The following is a 1,296-nucleotide window of genomic DNA, read 5'->3' as shown; positions in this document are numbered from 1 at the left end:
AATACAGACTCAGACGGAGAACTGCGTCATACTTACATTAAAGGGCGTCCAGATGTGAATTGTCAGGTGTTGATTCTCAAACGCCTACCCCCAGAAATTAGTTGGAGAGAATTGTCCGAGGAATTTGGGCTACCAATTCCGACATTGAGCAGTTTTTATCAACGTCAGTGTCTACCGCGCTTGCGAAGTTTTGCTAAACTTGAAGGCTTATTATAAAGGGTGAAATCAGCGAGATTGTTGCTTGACGAATAGTATCAGTATCACGTATTTTCAAATGGAAGGAGATCGCAAAAAAAGTAAGCGATTGCTCCTACTCCCGAAAACCAGGTAAACGGTAAAGAAGCAAGAGCTATTGTTTCTATGGTGCGATTGATGAACTTTTTCATTTTGAAAACTTTTTTGCTCCGGCGACGAAAAACTAATTTATTGTTGTGGTCTAATTGAGCTTGGTGGTAAAGAATTTGTTTGCGGTTGGTCATCATGTCTCGTTCAACTCTACATAAAATCCTGCACTAGTATTGCTAACCTTTACTAACCTTCGATTAACCAACGTTTTAATCACCCCCAAGCTAAAACTGATGTTGCACAGTCGAGCGCTGCCGCCGCAACGTCTGAGATATTGTAGGCATTGGTGGGAATGGTCAGCAGGGGTGTGACGAGTGGGTTTTCTAGGCATAGGTTATTCTCCTTGTGGCTTATGGTTTGTGTGATGGCTCTTGAGCGTTGACAAAGCAATCATGTTGATGTCAGAACAATGTCCGTGCAAGTCGCAAGCCGCTTGTATTCGTCCCAATTTCTGGGGTTGTGAGGTGATGACGTTGATTCTTCAAACTCCCAGTTTTGAGAAGTGATATCAAATAACTCAATTGCAGCATCAAACCCGCTTGTAAGAATCTTGTGTATGATTCTTCAGACCAAAGAATTGATTCCACGATTGCAGTCAAGAGTTTGAGATTGGTTTCAGTCGTCGCCCCTTCTCTTTGGAGCCAATCGATTGTTGCCAGCAGTTGTTGTTTAGCAAAAGCCGCAGTAGATTCTGGTAATGCTGCGATGGGCATAGAACCTGTGAGTTGTTTCATCTGTCTTTACCTTAAAGTTATTTAGTTCTGCGGTCAGGCTGCGTGAACAGGCGTGGGGTATTCTGAATTCTGTCTTCAGTAGAACTTCTTATTAGACTTGTCCGCGAATCCTAAATGCTTATGAGGAAAGGTTTTGACGGATTAGAGAGAAACTGCGATCGCGTCATCAAAGCCACGAAAAAAGTAGGCTTTTGAGACTATAAACGGCTATTTTATC

The 1,296-nt window shown here is 42.6% G+C and carries 3 protein-coding genes and 1 pseudogene; 1 reads left to right on the top strand and 3 read right to left on the bottom strand.

The window, feature by feature from the left end; all coding sequences use genetic code 11:
• Positions 1–216: pseudogene (locus FNW02_RS38170) on the top strand (sigma-70 family RNA polymerase sigma factor); the annotation flags it as partial.
• A gap of 44 nt (positions 217–260) precedes the next feature.
• On the opposite strand, the gene FNW02_RS38165 reads toward FNW02_RS38170, so the two are convergent.
• The 3 genes from FNW02_RS38165 to FNW02_RS38155 form a co-directional block, all read right to left on the bottom strand.
• Positions 261–482 carry a hypothetical protein gene (locus FNW02_RS38165; protein ID WP_191762638.1) on the bottom strand — a complete coding sequence of 74 codons (222 nt, stop codon included), beginning with the start codon at positions 480–482 and terminating at the stop codon, positions 261–263.
• The gene (locus FNW02_RS38160) at positions 479–676 is read right to left on the bottom strand and encodes a hypothetical protein (protein WP_191762637.1); all 198 of its coding nucleotides are present in this window, start codon (positions 674–676) and stop codon (positions 479–481) included. The genes FNW02_RS38165 and FNW02_RS38160 overlap by 4 nt, the downstream gene beginning before the upstream one ends.
• Positions 677–746: 70 nt before the next feature.
• On the bottom strand, positions 747–1,079 hold the full coding sequence (locus FNW02_RS38155; RefSeq protein WP_225226344.1) for a hypothetical protein: 333 nt from the start codon (positions 1,077–1,079) through the stop codon (positions 747–749).
• Between the last annotated feature and the right edge of the window lie 217 nt (positions 1,080–1,296).

Origin of the sequence: Komarekiella delphini-convector SJRDD-AB1 (assembly GCF_014831675.1) — a bacterium.
Classification (GTDB): Bacteria; Cyanobacteriota; Cyanobacteriia; order Cyanobacteriales; family Nostocaceae; genus Komarekiella.
This window is presented reverse-complemented; position numbering and strand designations above follow the sequence as displayed.